This window comes from Vibrio brasiliensis LMG 20546 (genome assembly GCF_000189255.1).
GTDB classification, from domain to species: domain Bacteria; phylum Pseudomonadota; class Gammaproteobacteria; order Enterobacterales; family Vibrionaceae; genus Vibrio; species Vibrio brasiliensis.
Genome location: NZ_AEVS01000004.1, coordinates 1 through 20,857 on the forward strand (window position 1 = coordinate 1; position 20,857 = coordinate 20,857).

The window sequence follows — 20,857 nt, forward strand, 5'->3', positions numbered from 1 at the left end:
GTATTATTTATTGTTTTATCAGTCACTAATGAGTTTATTATCGATTTTGTTCTGGGCAAGAAATTGCTTGATTTACAGATGGCCAATTGCCTAGAATTAGGAAAAATTAAACTAACGTGTATAAATATTACTGTTGATGGATATTTTATAGCTGTCCGTTCTGTAATATTTATCAATAAGCAATTGTTTATAAATCTATTAATTGTGAGGTTTTTTGGTCGCTGTAATTATTGCAGGATTACCAGAAGCTGAGCATGATGAATTTCCACCAATACCTGTATATGCAGGTTCCGGTACGGTAATTTTTATTGTGAGCCGACTACGATACAAGAGTAAGGAAACCGGGTGGTTATGAAGGTATTTCGCAAGGTGGTAGTGGTGTCAGCCCTGTTTAAATTACGTTCCTTTGCTCTAATTGCTTTGGCTTTAAGCCCAAGTGCATTTGCAAGTGAAAACTACGATGTCGAGAAGATGTCTGCAGCTGATGCTTATCAATATGGCAAGCTGCTCCGGGCTCAGTTTCGGAATTTAGAAGCGAGAGAGTACCTTAAGTATTCTGCTGACAACGACTACCCGGATGGAGCTTATGCCTACGCAATGGAAACGATGGGCTACCACGATACGGCTCGTGCGACCGGATACGCGCGAGACTACTTGATTAAAGCCGCCGAAGGTGGAAGTAGACCAGCTCTCAAGTATTTATATCGTTACGGAGACTGGTTAAGTGCAGCGAAACGCAATAAATATAAGAGTGAATACTACAATAGCCTGATTGATTTGGGCGCTAAATCTCCAGGTTTAGCTTATTTGCATTTATCAGAATATTTTCATTCTTCAGATGCAACTCTGTCAGACTATTACTTAGATAAGGCGATGGAGTTCGATATACCTAGCGCTTATATGGCAAGCGCTCAACGGCTAGAGAATGGTGAAGGAGACTACTTCTTCGATAGCGAACGAATCGCTCAGTCAACGAATCGATACTTACATGCTGCTGCCTCTGGTTATATACCGGCGGTCAAGAGATACACAGCGATCCTTGAGTCTAAAGGAAAGTTTGAAGAGGCCTTGGAGTGGAGGGAAACGGGTCTGATTCTCGGAGACATTACCTCTTTGGTTACGTTAGGCAATATCTATAGTGGGAACAGCCCTAGATACAGCTTTGTCGAACCAGACCTGATAAAAGCAAAGGCATACTTTGAACTTTACTTAGAAAATGCCGGACAGGACAGGCTAGCCAGCGTTTATCGACAAGCAGAAACGAACTATAAAGAGACAGTGGATAAAATTGCAGACGTTCAACTTCCTCATTCTGAGGCATTGAAAGATGAAGCGTCCGAAGTCCCGTACTTCTACCACTATGACTATCTTTGGAGTAGTTATTAATTAATAAATTATTAACTATGGATATCATCCGGTAATTTTAATCATAGCTAATATATGTTCATTTGTGTGAATTATATAAGTACGCCGTACTACATTGTTTAAATTATTGGTTGTGATCTTAATTCAAGGGAATATGTCTTTTTTTTGATGAGATTGTTCGCTTGAGTAGCTGTATAGAAACATAGAATTATATTTGATAGTAATGTTATTTAACCTATATCTTCGCGGGTAATGGGTAGGTGACTTTATTGTCAATATAAACACCGTCCCATTTAAATTTACTATCGGAGAACTTTGATTATGTCTAAGGAAGGAAGCGTTGCTCCTAAAGAGCGGATTAATATTAAGTATATTCCTGCTACCGGCGATGCTCAGGCTGAAGTTGAACTTCCACTAAAAACATTGGTGGTGGGTGACTTTAAAGGCCACACCGAAGAAACCCCTGTCGAAGAGCGTAGTACCGTTTCAGTTGATAAGAACAACTTTGAATCCGTGATGCGTGAAAGTGAGTTGAGTCTGTCGACTTCAGTGAAAAGCAAACTTACTGAAGATGAAAATGCAGAGTTACCTATTGAGTTGCGTTTTAACTCTTTATCTGACTTTGCGCCGGATTCAGTTGCGGATCAGGTTCCAGAACTTAAGAAGCTGATTGAACTTCGAGAAGCTTTGGTGGCGTTAAAAGGCCCACTTGGCAATATTCCGGCTTTCCGCGATCGCCTGCAAGAGTTGCTGCACTCGCAAGATTCTCGCGACAAGCTTCTACAAGAGCTAAATCTCGTCAGTGAAGACGCTAAATAGAACAAAATACTGACCAATAACATTCGTCATTTAATGGATTAGGGAATACCTGATGTCTACAGAAACGGTACTTGAAAGACCCCAGCTGGCTGAAGGCGGCTTACTGGATGAAATCATGGCGCAGACGAAAATTGCGCCAAGTGAAGATGGCTACGATATTGCAAAGAAAGGCGTAGCAGCTTTCATCGAAAACTTAATTGGTTCTGAACAAGCTGAAGAAGCAGTAAACAAGTCTCTAGTTGACCAAATGCTGGTAGAGCTAGATAAAAAGATCAGTGCGCAGATGGATGAAATTCTGCACGATAGCAAGTTCCAACAAATGGAATCTTCTTGGCGTGGTCTTAAGCTGCTTGTTGACCGCACTGATTTTGGTGAAAACAACAAGATTGACCTGCTACACGTAACAAAAGAAGAGCTACTTGAAGACTTTGAGTTTGCTCCAGAAACAACACAATCCGGTCTATATAAGCACGTCTACTCTTCAGGTTATGGCCAGTTTGGTGGCGAGCCTACAGGTGCAATTGTTGGTAACTTTGCATTTACGCCTTCAACGCCTGATATGAAGCTTCTTCAATACATGGGTGCACTAGGTGCTATGGCTCATGCTCCGTTTATTTCAAGCGTTGGACCTGAGTTCTTCGGCATTGATTCGTTTGAAGAACTACCAAACATTAAAGATGTTAAATCTATCTTCGAAAGCCCTAAATACACTAAGTGGCGTTCACTACGTGAGTCTGAAGATGCACGTTACCTCGGTCTAACAGCACCACGCTTCCTTTTACGTGTACCTTACGACCCAACAGAAAACCCAATTAAATCATTTAACTACTCAGAGAGTGTTGCGGAGTCTCACGAACATTATTTGTGGGGTAATACTGCATTTGCGTTTGCTACACGTCTGACGGACAGCTTTGCGAAATACCGCTGGTGTCCAAACATCATTGGTCCTCAAAGCGGCGGCGCAGTTGAAGATTTGCCAGTGCATGTATTTGAGTCAATGGGTGCACTGCAAGCTAAGATCCCAACGGAAGTGTTAATCACTGACCGTAAAGAGTTTGAATTAGCTGAAGAAGGCTTTATTGCATTGACGATGCGTAAAGGCAGCGATAATGCAGCGTTCTTCTCTGCAAACTCTATCCAGAAGCCAAAGATCTTCCCTAACACTAAAGAAGGTAAAGAAGCCGAGACCAACTACAAGCTTGGTACTCAGTTGCCTTACATGATGATCATCAACCGCTTAGCTCACTACATTAAAGTTCTACAGCGTGAGCAAATTGGTTCTTGGAAAGAGCGTCAGGATCTAGAGCGAGAGCTAAATACCTGGATTAAACAGTACGTGGCTGATCAGGAGAACCCGCCGGCAGACGTACGTAGTCGTCGCCCACTTCGCGCTGCGAAGATTGAAGTTGCTGACGTTGAAGGAAACCCAGGTTGGTACCAGGTTTCGCTTTCTGTACGTCCTCACTTCAAGTACATGGGTGCGAACTTCGAGCTGTCTCTGGTTGGTCGTTTAGATCAGGCTTAATTGATATGACGTACTTTGCACCAGAAGAAAGTACGTTTGGTGTTGGCTTCTTTGAACGCTTAGAAGCCAACTCTGAAAACGTCTCTTTAACTCAAGGGCCAGATCCCAGTGATGTGCTGAGGTCTATTAAGCTCAACGTATCCAGGATTCTTAACACTCGCGTTGGAGGCGCTCAAAGTTCGCGGGAGTTAGGTCTGATCGATTTTAACGACGCGACTTTAGATACCCTCGATCTTTCTCTTAAGGTCAACCTTGCTATACAGGATTGTCTAAACAACTTTGAGCCAAGGCTAAAGAACGTAGAAGTTGTTTCTCAAACCGATAGCTATAGCCCTCTGTCGTTGCAATTCAAAATTACAGCGCAGATCAACAGTGAAGCGATTCATGATCGTGTTCAGTTTAGTTTGCTACTAGATCAAAACAGAAAATATCGAGTGATTTAGGGATTATGACTCAAGATAAGTACTTCAGAGAGGAACTGGCTTTTTTACGAGAGCAAGGGCAAGAATTTACCGAAATTCACCCGCAGCTTTCTCGCTTTCTTCACGGCAGAACGATGGACCCTGATGTGGAGCGTCTATTAGAGGGCTTTGCTTTTCTGACCGCGAGACTAAGAGAGAAAGTAGAGGATGAGTTCCCTGAACTGACTCACTCGATGATCAATATGTTGTGGCCGAACTATCTGAGGCCTATTCCGAGTATGAGTATTTTAGCCTTCACTCCAGACAAAAGCGTAAGTGAAAAACAGGTCATTGCTAAGGGTACGAAAGTAGATAGTAAACCTGTGTTTGGAACCAAATGCCACTTCCAAACCTGTCGTGAAGTAAAGCTGTATCCACTGGGTCTCAATGACGTAAAAGCGCAGCACACTCGTGAAGCGACCACCATTGATCTAGCATTAGAGCTGCAGGGCGATATTAACGTAGGTAGTTCATTACTCGATAGTCTCCGTTTCTATCTCGGAGGAGACAAATACAGTTCTCAAATGCTTTATCTATGGCTAAATCATTATCTCGATAAGGTCAGCATTGATGTGAATGGTACCGAGTTCCCACTCGCTCCAGGTAATTTCAAAACAGTAGGCTTTGATAGTGAAGATGCTTTGTTGCCATATCCGACCAACGTTTACGAAGGTTACCGGATATTACAGGAGTACCTGTCTTTTTCTGAGGCATTCCATTTCTTTGACTTAACCGGTCTGGATAAAGCGATCCCAAAAAGCGTGACAGGGCAGTTCACTCTTAAACTTCATTTTGCCAAGACGCTTCCTGTCGACGTAAGAGTAACGAAAGAGAATTTCCAGCTTTACTGCACTCCGATCATTAATCTGTTTGAACACGATGCGGACCCTATCTCCCTTACTGGTCGCCAGTCGGAATATCGGGTTTTACCTTCGAGCCGTAAGCCTTCTCACTATGAAGTGTTCAACATTGAAAGTGTTTCTGGATGGCAAGATACCACCTCAAAAGGAAAACGAATCCGCGGTACTAAGCGTGTTTACTCCTCATTCGAGAGCTTCCAGCATGAAGTGGAAAGGGTGAGAAATAGAACCGCTCTTTATTATCGTGCACGAGTGAAAGAGAGTATTCGTGGTGATGGATTCGAGACATTTATCTCTTTTGTTCGTAGCGATGAAACAACATCTTTTGATGTCGATGAAGCGGTCTCAATTAAGTTGAACTGTACCAACCGACTGCTTCCACTAGACTTGGGCGTCGGAGACATTTGCGAGCCAACGGATACATCGCCACCGTTTGCGACGTTTGCCAATATTTCCGTGCCTTCACAATCGCTACGTCCTGTTTTAGATGGCAGCTTACTGTGGACATTAATCTCTAACTTGTCACTGAACTACTTGTCGTTGCTATCAAAAGACGCCCTTAGCAGCGTATTGAGAGCTTACGATTTCAAAGCTTTGGTCGATAGGCAGGCAGAAAGAGTATCTAGACAGCGATTAGAAGCGATTCAAAAAATTGAGTCGAAACCGGTAGATAAGATTTTGCGAGGGTTACCAGTTCGTGGTCTTCAATCAACCCTGCAGATTAATCAGGCTGGCTTTGGTTCAGAAGGTGACTTGTTCCTGTTTGGCACAGTGTTAAGCCATTTCTTTGCCTTGTACGCAAGCATTAACTCATTCCATGAATTAAACGTGGTCAATGTCACCAATCAAGAGAGGTACACATGGGGTACTCAGGCAGGGATGCAACCACTGATTTAGTGGAATCAGCAGAGCAGCCTGAAGCGGTTGCACTGCCAAGTAAGGTCCATGAATACAATTTCTATCAGCTTGTTGAGTTGCTGCAAAAACTTAATGAGATGAACCCAGAAGACGATGAGTGGGAGCGCCAATGTAGGTTGGTGTTCAGTGCCAACACCAGCTTAGGTTTTTCTCCGTCGGATGTTAACCGTCTTGATCAGCTTGACGACGAGAGAATGGTAATGATGACCAATTTCTTTGGTTTGTCTGGCGCGCAGTCACCGCTTCCCGGGTACGTGGTAGAGCAATTGTTAAATGAAGAACCTGGTGGTTTCAAACAGCCATTTTTTGATTTCTTCAATAATCGATTGATCAACCTGGTTTATCGCATCTGGCGGAAATATCGCTACTTTGTGCGCTTCCAGCCGGATGCTCAAGATGACTTCTCAGCACAACTGCTTTCATTGGTCGGCTTAGGTTCACCAGACCTGAGAGGGGATACACCAATTAACTGGTGCAAGATGCTGGCTTATTCCGGAACCCTTGCTGGACGCAGTCGCTCTCCTCAAGTGGTGTCGGGGATCATTGCCCACTGTTTTGATCTCGAAGAAGTGGAAATCAGGCAATGGACAAGACGTACGGTAAGAATTGACCCTTCGCAGCAAACTCGTGTGGGAGAGGCAAACTCTCAGCTCGGTGTGACCTCAATGGTGGGAGAGTCAGTCGTTGACTGTAATGGTAAGTTCACTATTTGTATCAGGCAGTTATCGAGAAGCAAGTTCTCTGATTTTTTACCTTCAGGTCAAGAGTTCGACCCTCTGTGTAAATTGGTCGAGCTAATTTTACGTGAGCAAATGGCTTATGACCTAGAGCTCACGATGGACGATAACGAAGCGCCGGATTTTGTTTTAGGCAGTTCTGCGGATATTGCGCTCGGCTGGACTTCGTTCCTTGGAACCAACGAAAAAGATAAAAGCGTACTCATTCAGGTAAGGCAGTAAACATGGAAACTACTGAAATACTCAAATTAAACCTTTTAGTTATTAATGCTCAGAAGCTTGAGTCGGGCTTGTCTGCGCTAATGGATTGGGACCAAAACGGAGGCCTGATCGGTTCGTCATCTGCATCTAAATGGATGCTTAAAGACGCGAATGGTCATGTTCATCCGCAGCATTGTGAAATCGTTATGTTCGATGGCGCATTCTGCCTGAGAGATTTATGTGGTGAGACCTATATCAATGGTACTGAAATGCCGATCGGTAAAGGTTCGCTGGCGAAATTGGTCCACAAAGATCAAATTCAGATAGGTCCCTACAAAGTACGTGTTGCTTTGGGAGATTTAGAGGATGACAGCAGTGCTGGCTCCTTAACAAGCTTGTTCGAAACGACCACTGACGACCTGCTTTCGGATGACACGCTGGATATCGCTGAAGACGAGAAAAAACAACAAGTTGAAAATGCAGATCCACTCGCCGCATTGGATGAGCTGATGACGACTAATGAAGAAGAGTCTTTGATTGATGGCGAAATTGTTGATGCATCAGAGGAACTTGATACGCAAAGACTTGTTCCCGAAGACGATCTGACTCTAAGAGATCCTAACTTCACGGTGCAAGCTGACAGCGACAATGAGATTTCATCTTCGATGTCGCTGAAAAGAATTCTTAGCTTTGGGTTTGGCGGCAAAAAGCAGTCTAAGCAGCAAAGTTCGACAACAGAACAACCAAGATTCAAATCAGACCGAGCATCACAGCTTGAGTCTCAACTAACAACTACTAACAACGATTCAGAGGGCTTTCAAATGGATGAGCAAACACTAGATTTGCTAGAGGAAGAAGTAGCAAAAAGTATTCAACCTGAGCAGACAGCAGTGAAAAGCCCTGCGATGACTGGTGGCCACTTGCTAACGGGGCCAATGCTTAATGGGCTAGGTGCAAATTTAAATCATACCGACGACATCGAGCGTATGCACATGCTGTCTCAGGAGATGGGTGAATCGTTACAAGCGTGTATTCAAGGTATTTTGGATCTTCACCAACAAGTGAGTGAAGGACGTTTCGGTACGTTAAACAGAAACCTACAACCTATTGAAGATAACCCACTGCGTCTGGGTTTGTCATACCAAGAGACAATTCGAACTCTATATGACTCAGAGAAGAGTGCGGTGCACCTTTCGGCTCCAGCAGCCATTGAAGAGAGCCTAAAAAACGTTCAGGCGCACAACGAAGCGATGCAACATGCGACCGGAGAAGCGTTAACGCAGATCCTGGGTGCATTTTCTCCACAAGTCTTGCTGCGTCGATTCCAAAACTACAAGCGTTCACATCAGGATGTTGCTCAAAACAATGATGAGTGGGCGTGGAAGATGTACTGCAACTACTACCAGGAACTCACTTCACATCGCCAGCAAGGATTTGAAAAGCTGTTCTGGGAGATCTTTGAGCAGGCTTACGACAAGAAAATCCGTGAGAAACAGCTGGAGTTTTAAACGTGAGAAATTTGCTATGGATATGCGTTTTCTCGATGTTTCTCATTGGCTGTAGCAGTGAACCGCCACCTTATGATCCCACTCAATTGCCGACCAAAGTTACTTTTAGCATTGTCGCGCAAGATGAAGTTAACCCGAGCATTTTGGGGCAGGCTTCTCCGGTGGAGATACAAGTATTTGAACTGGTGGATGACTCGATGTTCATGTCATCTAGCTATGACCAGATGGAAGAAGACTATGAGAAAGCGCTGAAAAGTAACTTTGTTAAAAGTTACGACTACGTTTTGATCCCCGGCCAGTTCAAATTCGTCAACGAAATCGAAGTTGATGAAGAGACTAACTATATCGGGGTTATGGCGAAGTTTTCTGATATCGAACTGAGTGAATGGAAGAAGGCCGTCAAAGTATTAAATAAAGGCCGAGAGTATCACTTGCTGATGCTTCTTAGTGAATACGACGTCAAGTTGGAAAAGGTGGAATAGAGAAGATGTTTTCACGAAATCGTGTTATTTGGAATGAGGGTTTGTTCATCAAGCCACAACATTTCCAGCAACAGCAGCGCTACACGGAATACTACATCGACGAACGTTTGAGTTCTGTTAGCCGATATTTGTATGGCGTATCGGAGTTTTCTCTTAATCCCGAGTATCTATCGTTTGGTCGTATCGCGATTGAGCGAGCTGTTGGCATTATGCCTGATGGAACGGCTTTCCGTATTCCGCAAGAAGATACTCTGCCAGATGCGTTAGAAATCGACGATGCTTCATTGGCTAACCAGTTGGTTTATATTGCGATTCCTTTACGTAGTGAGTCGCTGATGGAAATCAACTGGCCAGATGCGCAAGGAACCGGACGCTATGAAAGCCGTCGCCTTGAGGTTCGAGATGTTCATACCGTGCAAGGAGACATGACAACCATCGACGTTTCGCCAATGCGAATCCAGCTGATGTTAGAAAAAGAAGACCGAAGCGCTTATGCCTCTATGGCTGTGGGCCGCATATTAGAGAAGCGACCTGATGGCAGTGTGGTCATGGATCCTGACTTTATTCCTTGCCACCTTAACGTAGTTGGCAATCTGGCATTGCACCGTTTTGTTAACGAGATATCTGGCTTAATGCGTGAGCGAGCGAAGAACATTGCTCAGCGTATCAGCTCCCCATCTCAAGGTGGTGTAGCGGATGTGTCTGACTTTATGCTTTTGCAGGCGTTAAACCGCCTACAGCCTCAGATACAACACCTGGCTGAGCTGAGAAGCCTCCATCCTGAGCGTCTGTTTGAATGTCTCTCCACGATTGCTGGTGAGCTGGCTACCTTTACTGACGAAAGCCGTTTGCCGCCGAAGTCCATTAGCTACAACCATGATATGCCAACCGAATCCTTCTGGCCTCTGATTCGCAATCTGCGTCAATCGCTCAGTGTGGTACTGGAGCCAAGAGCTGTTGCTATTCAACTAGACAAGCGTAAGTACGGCTTAATGGTTGCAGCGATTCAGGATCCTCAGCTAATGGATACCGCTGATTTCATTATTGCGGTTAAAGCTCGTATGCCTATGGATGAACTGCGTCGTCAGTTTACTCAACAAACCAAAGTCTCTTCGGTTGAAAAAATACGTGAGCTTATTTCTCTGCAGTTGCCGGGTATTCCACTAGTGGTATTGCCGGTAGCTCCACGACAACTGCCATACCACGCAGGTTACACCTATTACCAACTTGATAAGTCGAGCAGTGAGTGGGAGATGCTAACGCATTCTAGTGGTTTCGCTTTCCACGTGGCAGCTGCGTTTGAAGAGCTTGACCTGCAGTTCTGGGCAATTAGGAGTTAATCGATGGATGTGAATAAGAAAGAGGGTAAGTTCAGCAACTTACTGTTCGATGATGTCGAAAAAATTAACCAGGACCAAGATTACTGGTTTCAACTCAGAGGGAGCTTATCAAACCCTCTGATTGATGCAGCGACGCCACTTCTGGGCTTATCCCTGCGAGTGCGACAGTTATCTGAATGCGAAAATATCGAAGCCATTTACACGCAGACCATTGAAGAAATCAAGACAATCGAAATTGAGCTGACTGAGCAAGGCTTTGAACACGCGGTCTTGATGGCTTACCGCTACATCTTGTGTACTTTCCTTGACGAAGCAGTGATGGGAACCGAATGGGGCTCTTCGACCGTATGGGCCGAACACTCCATGCTGTCACGCTTTCACAATGAAACCTGGGGCGGCGAGAAGGTGTTTACCATTCTCAAGAGACTTGAAGCTGAGCCTCAGCAATATAAGCCGCTGCTTGAATTTATCTATCAATGTTTGGTGTTAGGTTTCGAAGGTAAGTACCGAGTGATTGAGTCAGGAAAGCTGGAGCGAGAGAAAGTCATCGCTCAGCTACACAAACTGATCAATCAGGGGCAGGAGGTGGATATCTCTCACCTGACCAGCGCGACCGAACACGTCGTGCGTTCAAAGTACAAGCTAAGTAAACAAATCCCACTGTGGTCGATTTTCGCGGGTTTCATAATACTTTGGGGGGGAACCTTCCTTGGTTATAGCTACCTGTTACACGTCAAAACCAGTGACGTAATCGAACAATTAAAACAAATCTTATAACTAGAATAATTAAAGGCTAGGTGATTGCCGTGATACGTATTGAACTACCGACACTAATTTCGAAATTAAATCAACAGAGCAAGCTTGCCCTAGAACAAGCAGCGACCGTTTGTATTGAACGCCAACACAGTGAGATTACATTTGAACACTACCTTGAGGTTCTTTTAGACAATCCACTTTCAGATATTCGCGTGATACTTAAACAGTCTGATTTAGCGGTTGATGATGTTAAACAAGCTATATCCAGCAGTTTTGTACGCGACCAGTATTTAGATAGCTACCCAGCGTTTTCCCCATTACTTGTCGAGCTACTTCAAGAAGCATGGTTACTTTCCACTACGGACTTGAACCAGACAGAGCTTCGATCGGGTGCGATCTTACTGGCAGCGTTAACTCGTGCAGATCGTTACATGGATCAGAAGCTGGTTCGCTTATTGGATGTGGTTAATCGTGAAAGTTTGAAAAAGCACTTTGATGTGATTTTGTCAGACTCTTCAGAAACGCAAGTTGCAGAACAACCAAAAGGCGCTGTTGCTCAAAACACAGATACGTCTGTTCTTGAGAAATACTGCACTAACGTAACAGAGCAAGCACGCCAAAATGAGCTTGATCCGGTTCTGTGCCGCGAAAGTGAAATCAACTTGATGATTGATATTCTCTGCCGTCGCCGCAAAAACAACCCAATAGTCGTTGGTGACGCAGGTGTTGGTAAGAGCGCTATGATTGAAGGTTTAGCGCTTCGTGTCGTTGCGGGCTCGGTACCGCTGCCACTGCAAGGTGTTGAACTATATTCTTTAGACTTAGGTTTACTTCAGGCTGGAGCATCAGTAAAAGGTGAATTTGAGAAGCGCCTTAAAGGCGTGATTGATGCTATTAAGCATTCTCCTAAGCCTATCATTCTATTTATCGATGAAGCGCATACCCTGATTGGTGCTGGCAACCAAGAGGGTGGTGGTGATGCAGCGAACCTGCTTAAACCTGCTCTGGCTCGTGGTGAACTATCAACCATTGCTGCTACAACATGGAAAGAGTACAAGAAGTACTTTGAGAAAGACCCTGCACTAACTCGTCGTTTCCAACTGGTTAAGCTGGATGAACCAAGCGTAGAACAAGCGGTAGATATTCTGCGTGGACTGAACTCGGTTTACGAGAAAACCCATGATGTGCTTATTACTGACGATGCTCTGAAAGCGGCCGCCGAGCTATCAGCACGTTACATTTCAGGCAGACAACTGCCGGATAAAGCAATTGATGTTCTCGATACAGCGTGTGCGCGTATTGCTATCAACCTCACTGCGCCGCCAAAGCGTTTGGCATTTATCGAAACGGCTTGTCATCAACGTCAGCTTGAAATTGATATGCTTGAACGTGCCCAGCTACTGGGTAAAGACGTTAATCAGCAAAGACTTGACGAGCTCAAAACAGAAGAAGCTGCTGACGAGCAAGAACGCGACCGCCTGACAGAGCAGTGGCAACAGCAAAAGCAGTTAGTTGAAGCGATTATTGAACTTAGAGCTGCTCTGAATGAAGTCAATGATGATGAAGAGCCTCTTAGCGATGAACAGCGCGATGACATCCTTGCGCAAATCCGTGTTAAGTATCAAGAGTTAGAGTCTATCCCTCATGATGGTCGTTTGATTTATCCTCAAGTTGATGCTCAGCAAGTCGCTGAGGTGATTGCTGATTGGACTGGTGTACCTGTCGATCAGATGAACAGCGATGAGCTGCACAAGATCACCCACCTTACCTCTATTCTTGGCCAAAAAATTAAAGGTCAGGATGTGGCGATCAAACGTGTGCATAAACATCTTCTGACGGCGCGTGCAGATCTACGTCGACCAGGTCGTCCGAAAGGTGCTTTCCTACTTGTGGGACCGAGTGGTGTAGGTAAAACAGAGACGGTTGTTCAACTTGCTGAAAGCCTATATGGCGGTAAACAGTTCCTGACGACAATTAATATGTCCGAGTATCAGGAGAAGCATACTGTATCGCGTCTGATTGGTTCTCCTCCAGGCTATGTCGGTTACGGCGAGGGTGGTGTTCTGACCGAAGCTATTCGTAAGATGCCATACTCTGTTGTTCTGCTTGATGAAGTGGAAAAAGCGCACCCAGAAGTACTTAACCTGTTTTACCAGGCGTTTGATAAAGGTGAACTTGCCGATGGCGAAGGTCGCCTGATTGACTGCCAAAACATTGTGTTCTTCCTGACGTCTAATCTAGGTTTCCAAACGATTGTTGATCACGCTGACAAGTTAGAGCAGCTTGATGACGCACTTTACCCTGAGTTGGCTGCATTCTTTAAGCCAGCCTTGCTTGCTCGTATGGAAGTGGTGCCTTACATGCCACTTAGCCCAGAAGTACTGGAACAAATTGTTCGCGGTAAGCTAGTTCGTCTGGAAAATCTGTTTAGTGAACGCTATGACGCAGAAGTCGTTATCGAAGATTCATTGATTGATGAGATCTTGTCTCGTGCAACACGATCTGAAAATGGCGCGCGTATGCTAGAAGCGATTATCGAAGGTCAATTGCTTCCACCAATCTCACTCGCTTTACTCAACAAGCTTTCAGAGCAAAAACCGGTTACGCGAATCTACTTAGCGGCACAAGATGGCGAGTTTATCGGTGAGGTTGAGTAGTGATGTCTAAGTGGCTAGAACTAGTGACAGAGCTTATCGGAATCCGGACTAAACATGAGCTGACAGCAAAGTTTACCCAGACTCTGAGTGTTGAACTCGGTTTATCAAAATGCTTGCTTCTAATGCCAACAACAGATGGTCGTCGACTTGTGCCACATGACGCTCAAGTCGATGCATCCTGGGCTGTGAATGACATGAATAACCCATTTGCACAGGTGCTTCAAACTGCCAATCAGATGTCACTTTCGGCTGATGAACTTCTGTTTTGGAAATCAGACAGAGCGTTCGCTGAGTTGGTCTCTGATGTTGGGATGTTTGAACGTGTCTTCATTTGCCCTTTACCCCTGCGTTCCAATCAGGTTCAACTCGTCCTATTTATTCAGGGTGATCAAAAAGCCATTACCAAAGCTCTTAATAGTGATGATGGTATTAAGTTTATTGACATATTCACTAAGCAGTGGAACCTGCTTGAAGAAATGGAGCGCGAGCAGCGAGATATTCAAACTCTTAGCGAGTCTTTGAGCGATATACAAAGAGACACCAAGCGCAGGGAGCTGGCAGATAAACTCTCTCACTCTTTGATTGGTCAAAGCCCTGTTATGCAGAAGCTGCGCCAGCAGATAGTCAGTGCGGCGGAGTCTCAGCTGTCGGTTATGGTGCAAGGAGATACCGGTACGGGTAAAGAGCTGGTTGCTCAGGCTATTCACCAGATCTCAAGTCGTAGCTCCCAACCTCTGGTAGCCATCAATTGTGCCGCTATTCCAGAAAACTTGCTTGAAAGCGAACTGTTTGGTTACTGCAAAGGGGCTTTCTCTGGCGCAGAAGCCGATAGAGAAGGACTGATTTCACAGGCTAATGGCGGAACGCTTTTCCTCGATGAAATCGGTGATATGCCACTAGCCCTACAGGCTAAGCTGTTGCGTGTGCTTGAAACGAAGAAGTTCAGACCTATCGGTGGCAAGAAAGAGCTTAGCTCTGACTTTCGTCTGGTTTCTGCAACCCATGTCAACCTACTTGCTCAGGTAAGAAACAAACAGTTTCGACAAGATCTTTATTACCGCTTGTATCAGTATCCTTTGACTCTGCCAAAACTGTCAGAGCGTCTGGAAGACATCGATCTTTTAAGCCAACACTTTATTGCTGAGTTCAACTCACAACACGGAACTGAGATTCGAGGCTTACATTACAAAGCGTTAGATTGCCTTAAAAAGTATTCATTTCCGGGCAATGTGCGTGAGTTGAAGCTGTTAGTCGAGTTTGGCTGTGCGCAATGTCGCAATGAGCTGGAAGTGAGTGAAGGCAGTCTGGCTAATCGTATTGCGTGCATCGATTTCGAGTTACAAAGTGCTGAACAGTCTGATACTTCGTCCGAGCTTACTGAGGAAAGTGATCTTGCTGACAACCCTTACTCTGAGATGCAAGGAGACTTCTCTGCCATCACTGATCTGAAACAAGCGGTAAATGAATATGAAGAAAACATTATTCGTGAGCGCTTAACTCATTTCTCTGGGGATAGAGGCAAGGCGGCAGAAAGCTTAGGAATTCCTAAACGAACCCTTGCTTACAAGTGCCAGAAACTGGAGATCAAAGCAGAATGAATACTTTGAAATATCTTGTTTTATTAGCGGCCATGAGCGGTTTCACATTCTCAGCGAATGCCGCACAACAGTCAGACGACTCTCTAGTCATTAAAGGCCAGCAATGTTCCTTAATCTCTGAACGGTTGGAGCGCCTTAGTTGTTTTGATGCTGTTTTTCAGACACCAACCGCATCGAATCGCAGCACGATATCTGACGACAAACCGCAAGCCTGGCACACCGCTTTTGACACCGCAAATGGCAATGTGCCATTAAGTATTGTTGAGAACGGTAGTGACAAAGAAGGGGATGCATGGCTCACACTGACAGCTAATCATGCCGAAGGAGAATCTGCTCCGGTGCTAATGATGAGCTGTATCAATAAGATCAGCCGTATCGAGTTAGCGCTTCCTCAAGCGATTGAAGATGGTCGAATTCGAGTCTCTATCGCTGGTGGACCAAATCAAAGCTGGAGAAGTGATGATATTGGTGTGTTGTTCTCTTCGGCTAGAGGTCTTCCGGCAATCTCTATGATGAAGGTGATGTCGCGCCAAGCCAGACTTACTCTACGCTCAAATTCACAGGTAGTAGATGGGCTGCAGTTTGATACCACAGGTCTCAACCAAGCTTTAAAACCACTTAGAACAAGGTGTGGGTGGTAGTGATGGAATTGACTCAATATCGAACTAGCATAGTTAAACCCATCGCTGGCGAATCGCCGGTAGGAGAAAGGCTACTGGACGAGCCACTATTTGATTTTGTTGAAGACCAAATGATGAAAGTCGGCTCTCTTTCTCACGCCAGTGTTCAGTGGCAAGAGGTTGAGCACAGTGCCATTACTCTGCTTAATGAGAAGAGTAAAGATATCAAGTTACTGGTTTACTTACTCCAGTGTCTACATAACCAGCTGACACCAAGCCGCTTTATCACTTCGTTTGGCGTGATGAGCGACTTCATCGAGCACTACTGGAATGATTGTTTTCCAGCACCTGGTAAAAGAGGCAACTTACCGCGTAGAAAGTTTTTCAGCCAGATGTGTCAACGCTTTTCGATTGCAGTGGAAAAGTTCGACTTCGCCAGTCTGGACAGTCAGGACAGAGAAGAGTTGCAAGCAGTAGTCGAAGGTTGGCAGAAAACCATCGAAGCTAATGAACTCACTTCGGATGTTGCCGATTCTGTTGCGCTTACCATCACCAACCAGCTTAAACGGGCACAAGAAAGAGAAAAGTTGCAGCAAACCGCGGCGCAGCCAGCATCGACTGATTCTGCGACAACGCAAGCCTCCGCTGCTCCAGCGTCTTCGTTATCCGTTGATAATTCTAGTGATAAAGCTGCGAAGCAAACCTTGCTTAAAGTGGCTGAATACCTTGCTGAGCAGGAGTCGGGCAGTGCATTAGCCATTCGAGTACGTCGCCATGCGTTGTGGGGGGCTATCACCGCATTACCCGATCATGACCACAACGGCAAAACTTTGCTGCGTGGTATGCAGATGGAGCGAGTGAAAGAGTATCAAGATCAGTTGCATCAACCGGATCTCGCTTTGTGGAGAAAGGTTGAACAGAGTTTGACCATTGCACCGTATTGGTTTGAAGGTCAGCTGATGAGTCACGATATTGCGAAGGCTCTAGGTCAAGAGAGCTGGTGTCAGGCCATCCGTGAAGAAACTCAGTCATTTATCCAACGCTACCCAAGCGTCGTTGAACTCAAGTTTAAAGATGGTTCGCCATTTTTGACTGACTTAGTACGTGATTGGTTAGCGAGTGGTGAGGTGGCTTCAACGGGCGGTAGTGTTTCAGGTAATTGGAATGAACAGCGAGAAGAAGCATTTAGTCTTGCCAAAGAGGGCGGGATTGCCGTGGCGATGTCGATGCTCAATGACGGTTTAGTCGCGGCGACAGAACCTCGTGACCGTTTTTACTGGCGTTTACTCAGTGCTGATCTCTTGAAGCACAATCACTTGGATGCCATGGCTAAAGAACAGTATCAAACCTTAAAGCAAGAAATTATGCAGACGAGCGTTACCGAGTGGGAGCCGTCTTTAATAGAACAACTAGAACGAAATACAGCGTTAGATTAAGCAAAGGGACTATCCATGTGGAAAAGTATCATCGGGCTTGTTAAGAAACTTAAGCCGGGCATAGCAGCGGCCCTTCCTATTTTGCTGTTTACTCTATTTATACTACTCAATGTCGCCATTTGGTGGGCAGGCCCTTGGTTGGAAATTCGAGGGACGAAACCTTTAGAATCCTTAATGGCTCGTGGTATGGCGAGCGCACTTTTTGTGTTGCTTTCGTTGTCAGCGTGGGGCATTTGGCAGTGGCGTAAATTGCAAGGCTTCAAGAGCCAGCAAAAACGTGAAGAACAGCTAAAGCTAGACCCAATTACAGCGTATGAAGAGCGTCAGGAAGTAGAGCTGAATGACGTAATGAAAGAGATGAAGCAAAGTCTCAATACGCGTAATTACCTTTATTCACTACCTTGGTATCTTGTTCTGGGTCTTGAGAACGCAGGCAAAACCAGCTTAATCAACCGTTCTGGACAGAACTTCGCACTCTCTTCAGTCATGCGTGCTTCTGGGCAGAAGAGTGAGAACCCGTACTCATTCGACTGGTGGATTGGTGACGAGTCAGTATTGATTGATCCCGATGGCGAGCTACTTACTCAGGGCAACCGTAATCAAGATAATGATGGTGAACTTGAGCGCCGCTTGTGGCTCAACTTTGTAAACTGGTTGGAGAAAACGCGCAGTAGACGACCGCTGAACGGTATTGTTCTCGCGCTTGATATCTCTCATCTGGCGACTTCGACAGCCTCCGAGCGTAAAGCTTATGCAAACCTGTTGCGAGCTCGTATTCGTGAGTTAATGGAAACTCTGGCAACGCGTTTACCTGTCTACATTACCCTGACGAAACTTGATTTGTTGTATGGCTTTGAACCTTTCTTTAAGCACTACTCAAAGTCACAGCGTGATGAGGTGTTAGGTTTTACCTTCTCATTAGAATCAGTTGATAACTTAGATCATTGGTTAGAAGAGTTCAGCAAAGACTATGGTCAGTTCGTATCAAAAATTAACGAGCTTTTCCCTCATGCTGTCGCTGAGCCGTTAGAGCAAGAAGAGCGTGATGCCATTTATAGTTTCACGCGCCAGATGTCGGGCTTGCAAGATATTCTCAAAGACTTTTTCCAGGACGCTTTATCGAGTGACCAGTTCTCGACCTCGGCGCTGGTTCGTGGTGCTTACTTTACGTCAGTGTATCAGCAGGGCGTTCCTAGTAATGCGTTTGGGGATTCTGCGTCTCGTCGATATGGGTTATCGCATGCAGTAAATAAAGCGCAAAATGCTAAGAACTCGACGGTGTACTTCACCCAACAGCTGTTCAGTAACATTATCTATCCTGAAGCTGGGTTAGCCTCGGATAACTTCCGGGTAGCGAAACACAAACGCCGTTTAATGGGCCTTTCATTTACCGCTTGTATGGTTGCAACTGTGCTACTGGTCGGTACCTGGCATCGTTATTACCTGACTAACGTTAACCAGTCGGATGCGGTATTAGCTAAAGTTAATGAATATAAAGCTCAGTACCCATCGAATCTGTCTCTGGCTTCCCAGAAAGACATACTTGAGCCGTTGAATAAAATTCGACAAGCGACGCTGGAGTTTGGTTTCTTCCGTGAAAAGCCGCGTTACATTTCTGATTTTGGTCTCTATCAAGGACACACTATCGGGCCAATGGTTGAAAGTACCTACCTTAACCTGCTGGAAAACCGCTTCTTGCCACTACTGATGGCAGATGTTGTGGTCGCACTCAAACAGGCCGATAACGAAGAAGAGAAGTTAGCGGTTCTGCGTGTCTACCGCATGATGGTGGATAAGAGTGGTCGCTATAAAGATTATGTACTGGATTACTTTGGTAAATACTGGCAGAGCGCATTTGCCGGGCAAAAACAGGTTCAGGGTGAGCTGCTAGAACACTTAGATTACGCGATGCGTCATACCGACCTTGCTGGTGCAAGGGAGCAGGGTGATGCCTTCGCAGAACGAGTGATGAAACCATACGATCGCACCATTGCAAGTGTTCAGGCTGAGCTCAGCACCATGCCTAACGATCAGCGTGTTTACCGAAACCTTAAGCTAAATGCACAAACAGTATTAGGTCCTTCAATCAGTATTCGTAACTTAGTTGGTCCTATCTTTGACATTGTATTTGAAGAGCGTGTGGCGAACAGCAGTTTGTATATTCCACAAATGCTGACCAAAGAAGGCTTTGAAAACTACTTTATGCCGCGTTCAGAGTCAGTCTCAGAGCTTGCTCTCATCGATGGCTGGGTATTGGGCCAGTCGAAAACTGCGCAGTTTAGCGAAGCGGATAAACAGGTGCTACGAGAGAAGATTCGTAACCTGTATGTAGCAGATTACGTCAATACCTGGCGTGCCGCGCTGAATGATATCGACATGAAGTACTTCGGTGATATTAACGATGCGGTGATGGTGCTAGAGAACCTGACAGGAAACGTCGAGCCACTGCAACGTTTGCTAAGAACATTAGACAATAATACTCAGGTTATTGCAGGTTTAGACCCGGATAGTGACGCTGGTGAAGAGCTGCTGAAGAGTGCCAAGTATAGAGTGGCTTCAAGCATTCAGTCTCCATTTGCAGAGCTAAACTTAATGCTTAAACCGGTTGGAGATCAACCTGCTTATATCAATGAAGTGCTTGCGTCTGTCGATGAATTGAAAACGTATTTGAAAGCGATTCAGGAGTCGCCAGATGTTGGTATGGCAGCACTTGATGCAACTAAGGCGCGAGTTAAATTAGTCAGTGCCGATCCAATCTATACCTTGAAACGCATCTCTTCTGGTTTACCAAGACCACTAGATAGCATGGTTGCTAAGCTAGCCGATGAAAGTTGGTATGTCGTTAAACAAGAAGCGATCAGACACCTGGAAGTTCGCTGGTATGAAGATGTCTACAAGCCATACTACACCAAGCTCGCAAGCCGCTACCCGTTCAAGACTGATTCAACAAAGGATGTCGCACTGGAAGATTTCGAATCTTTCTTTGCACCGAAAGGAACGTTGGATAGCTTTTATACCAATCAGTTGAAAGTGTTTATTGAAGAGAACATCGCTGTCGACGAATACGACACTGCTCAATCTATCATTCGTCCTGAGGTACTGGCGCAGATTGAACAGGCACAGAGAATCCGTCAGGCATTCTTTAACCGTAAAGGCATCTTAGACGTCAATTTCTCGGTTGAGCCTCTTCAGCTAAGCGGTAATAAACGTCGAAGTGTGCTCAACGTTGATGGTCAGTATCTGACTTACAGCCATGGCCCGCGTGAAGGCGTTGAACTGATTTGGCCAAACACACTGCGTGATTCGGCGGTATCTAAGGTTACCCTGGTGCCAACCAAGTCAAACCTTTCACCGAGAAGCATCAACCTCAAAGGGCCTTGGGCATTCTTCCGCTTACTGGAAAAAGGTAACGTAATGTCAGCCAGCAAGACGTCGGTTGACTACCGATTTGTTGTTGATGGTGGCGATATGATTTACCGCATTAATGCAGAATCGGATGCTAACCCATTTACTGAGCGCCTGTTTAAGTCGTTCAAACTATCTAAGACTCTTTACTAAAACACCAAAGGAGCGA

Annotated in this window: 16 protein-coding genes; all 16 read left to right on the forward strand. The window is 45.3% G+C overall.

Going from position 1 to position 20,857, the window contains the following annotated elements; genetic code table 11:
- A partial coding sequence (locus RH46_RS22390) for a hypothetical protein (RefSeq protein ID WP_006877419.1) occupies positions 1 to 252 on the forward strand: 252 nt, incomplete at its 5' end.
- Between the two features lie 99 nt (positions 253 to 351).
- On the forward strand, positions 352 to 1,386 hold the full coding sequence (locus tag RH46_RS00475; RefSeq protein ID WP_006877420.1) for a hypothetical protein: 1,035 nt from the start codon (positions 352 to 354) through the stop codon (positions 1,384 to 1,386).
- Between the two features lie 300 nt (positions 1,387 to 1,686).
- Positions 1,687 to 2,184: a type VI secretion system contractile sheath small subunit gene (gene tssB / locus RH46_RS00480; protein ID WP_006877421.1), complete on the forward strand. Its 498-nt coding sequence runs from the start codon at positions 1,687 to 1,689 to the stop codon at positions 2,182 to 2,184.
- Positions 2,185 to 2,233: 49 nt separating this feature from the next.
- Positions 2,234 to 3,709 carry a type VI secretion system contractile sheath large subunit gene (gene tssC, locus RH46_RS00485; RefSeq protein ID WP_174263829.1) on the forward strand — a complete coding sequence of 492 codons (1,476 nt, stop codon included), beginning with the start codon at positions 2,234 to 2,236 and terminating at the stop codon, positions 3,707 to 3,709.
- A 5-nt stretch (positions 3,710 to 3,714) separates the two neighbouring features.
- Positions 3,715 to 4,152, forward strand: coding sequence for a type VI secretion system baseplate subunit TssE (tssE, locus tag RH46_RS00490; RefSeq protein ID WP_006877423.1), 438 nt, complete (start codon positions 3,715 to 3,717; stop codon positions 4,150 to 4,152).
- Positions 4,153 to 4,157: 5 nt separating this feature from the next.
- Positions 4,158 to 5,927, forward strand: a complete 1,770-nt coding sequence (gene tssF / locus RH46_RS00495; RefSeq protein WP_006877424.1) for a type VI secretion system baseplate subunit TssF — start codon at positions 4,158 to 4,160, stop codon at positions 5,925 to 5,927.
- Positions 5,891 to 6,907 (forward strand): type VI secretion system baseplate subunit TssG, encoded by a 1,017-nt coding sequence (tssG, locus tag RH46_RS00500; RefSeq protein ID WP_040894734.1) that lies wholly within the window; start codon positions 5,891 to 5,893, stop codon positions 6,905 to 6,907. Before tssF ends, tssG begins: the two co-directional genes overlap by 37 nt.
- A gap of 2 nt (positions 6,908 to 6,909) precedes the next feature.
- Positions 6,910 to 8,394, forward strand: a complete 1,485-nt coding sequence (gene tagH, locus RH46_RS00505) for a type VI secretion system-associated FHA domain protein TagH (protein ID WP_006877426.1) — start codon at positions 6,910 to 6,912, stop codon at positions 8,392 to 8,394.
- A 2-nt stretch (positions 8,395 to 8,396) separates the two neighbouring features.
- A complete protein-coding gene (tssJ, locus tag RH46_RS00510; RefSeq protein ID WP_071985889.1) occupies positions 8,397 to 8,876 on the forward strand; it encodes a type VI secretion system lipoprotein TssJ in 480 nt (159 codons plus the stop codon).
- Positions 8,877 to 8,881: 5 nt separating this feature from the next.
- Positions 8,882 to 10,216, forward strand: a complete 1,335-nt coding sequence (gene tssK, locus RH46_RS00515; protein WP_006877428.1) for a type VI secretion system baseplate subunit TssK — start codon at positions 8,882 to 8,884, stop codon at positions 10,214 to 10,216.
- Positions 10,217 to 10,219: 3 nt separating this feature from the next.
- Complete coding sequence (icmH, locus tag RH46_RS00520; protein WP_006877429.1) at positions 10,220 to 10,993, forward strand: type IVB secretion system protein IcmH/DotU; 774 nt, start codon at positions 10,220 to 10,222, stop codon at positions 10,991 to 10,993.
- Between the two features lie 29 nt (positions 10,994 to 11,022).
- Entirely contained in the window at positions 11,023 to 13,629 is a 2,607-nt protein-coding gene (tssH, locus tag RH46_RS00525; RefSeq protein WP_006877430.1) for a type VI secretion system ATPase TssH, read from the forward strand.
- A 2-nt stretch (positions 13,630 to 13,631) separates the two neighbouring features.
- Positions 13,632 to 15,227, forward strand: coding sequence for a sigma-54 interaction domain-containing protein (locus tag RH46_RS00530; RefSeq protein WP_006877431.1), 1,596 nt, complete (start codon positions 13,632 to 13,634; stop codon positions 15,225 to 15,227).
- Positions 15,224 to 15,868, forward strand: coding sequence for a type VI secretion system-associated protein VasI (gene vasI / locus RH46_RS00535; protein ID WP_006877432.1), 645 nt, complete (start codon positions 15,224 to 15,226; stop codon positions 15,866 to 15,868). The genes RH46_RS00530 and vasI overlap by 4 nt, the downstream gene beginning before the upstream one ends.
- A 2-nt stretch (positions 15,869 to 15,870) precedes the next feature.
- Positions 15,871 to 17,283, forward strand: coding sequence for a type VI secretion system protein TssA (gene tssA, locus RH46_RS00540; protein ID WP_006877433.1), 1,413 nt, complete (start codon positions 15,871 to 15,873; stop codon positions 17,281 to 17,283).
- 15 nt (positions 17,284 to 17,298) lie between these two features.
- Positions 17,299 to 20,841, forward strand: coding sequence for a type VI secretion system membrane subunit TssM (gene tssM, locus RH46_RS00545; RefSeq protein ID WP_006877434.1), 3,543 nt, complete (start codon positions 17,299 to 17,301; stop codon positions 20,839 to 20,841).
- Positions 20,842 to 20,857: the final 16 nt, after the last annotated feature.

Excerpts from the sequence above, each read along its gene's own strand:
- RH46_RS00475 (WP_006877420.1), top strand. The coding sequence starts at position 352 with ATGAAGGTATTTCGCAAGGTGGTAGTGGTGTCAGCCCTGTTTAAATTA.
- tssB (WP_006877421.1), top strand. The coding sequence starts at position 1,687 with ATGTCTAAGGAAGGAAGCGTTGCTCCTAAAGAGCGGATTAATATTAAG.
- tssE (WP_006877423.1), top strand. The coding sequence starts at position 3,715 with ATGACGTACTTTGCACCAGAAGAAAGTACGTTTGGTGTTGGCTTCTTT.
- tssF (WP_006877424.1), top strand. The coding sequence starts at position 4,158 with ATGACTCAAGATAAGTACTTCAGAGAGGAACTGGCTTTTTTACGAGAG.
- tssG (WP_040894734.1), top strand. The coding sequence starts at position 5,891 with ATGGGGTACTCAGGCAGGGATGCAACCACTGATTTAGTGGAATCAGCA.
- tagH (WP_006877426.1), top strand. The coding sequence starts at position 6,910 with ATGGAAACTACTGAAATACTCAAATTAAACCTTTTAGTTATTAATGCT.
- tssK (WP_006877428.1), top strand. The coding sequence starts at position 8,882 with ATGTTTTCACGAAATCGTGTTATTTGGAATGAGGGTTTGTTCATCAAG.
- icmH (WP_006877429.1), top strand. The coding sequence starts at position 10,220 with ATGGATGTGAATAAGAAAGAGGGTAAGTTCAGCAACTTACTGTTCGAT.
- RH46_RS00530 (WP_006877431.1), top strand. The coding sequence starts at position 13,632 with ATGTCTAAGTGGCTAGAACTAGTGACAGAGCTTATCGGAATCCGGACT.
- vasI (WP_006877432.1), top strand. The coding sequence starts at position 15,224 with ATGAATACTTTGAAATATCTTGTTTTATTAGCGGCCATGAGCGGTTTC.
- tssA (WP_006877433.1), top strand. The coding sequence starts at position 15,871 with ATGGAATTGACTCAATATCGAACTAGCATAGTTAAACCCATCGCTGGC.
- tssM (WP_006877434.1), top strand. The coding sequence starts at position 17,299 with ATGTGGAAAAGTATCATCGGGCTTGTTAAGAAACTTAAGCCGGGCATA.